1 protein-coding gene and 1 pseudogene are annotated in these 526 nt (G+C 69.6%); both read left to right on the top strand.

The annotated features are described in order from the left end of the window. Positions 1 to 134 (top strand): annotated as a pseudogene (locus AC5RUJ_RS18160) (16S rRNA (adenine(1518)-N(6)/adenine(1519)-N(6))-dimethyltransferase RsmA); the annotation flags it as partial. 18 nt (positions 135 to 152) lie between these two features. Then, on the top strand, positions 153 to 526 hold a 374-nt coding region (locus tag AC5RUJ_RS18165; protein WP_494156508.1), incomplete at its 3' end, for a GHMP family kinase ATP-binding protein.

A 526-nucleotide genomic window follows, 5' to 3' on the forward strand; every position in this document is an offset into this window, starting at 1 on the left:
GCTGGGCCGGCAGCGCCGCCCGGGCCGAGGAAGCGCTGCGGCTGGCAAACGTGGACCCCGGCGCCCGCGGAGAGGTGCTGGACATTGCCGCCTTTGCCCGCATCGCCGAGTTCAACCATCCGCTTGTCGGCTAGGAAGGTGGCGGCATCGATATGACCAGAACACGTCCCGTCCGCGTCATGGCGCCCGGAAAGATCAACGTCTCCTTCCGCGTCGGCGGCCCGCGACCGGATGGCTACCACTCGGTGGCCAGCGTCTATCTGGCGCTCTCGTTGTATGAGGAGGTCACCGCCACCGCGCGTGAGGACGATGCCATCACGGTCAGCGTGCGCAATGGGCCCGGGCTGGACTTCGATCTGGACGGCATCCCGCTGGATGCTTCCAACCTGGCGGTGCAGGCCGCCGACCTGATCCGCGAAACCTCCGGACACGCGCAGGGCGTGCACCTGGACATCACCAAGCGGGTGCCGATTGCCGGCGGCATGGGCGGCGGCTCCGCCGACGCGGCCGCCGCCCTGGTTGCGTG

The sequence above is a fragment of the Arthrobacter sp. Y3223164 genome, from assembly GCF_059091005.1.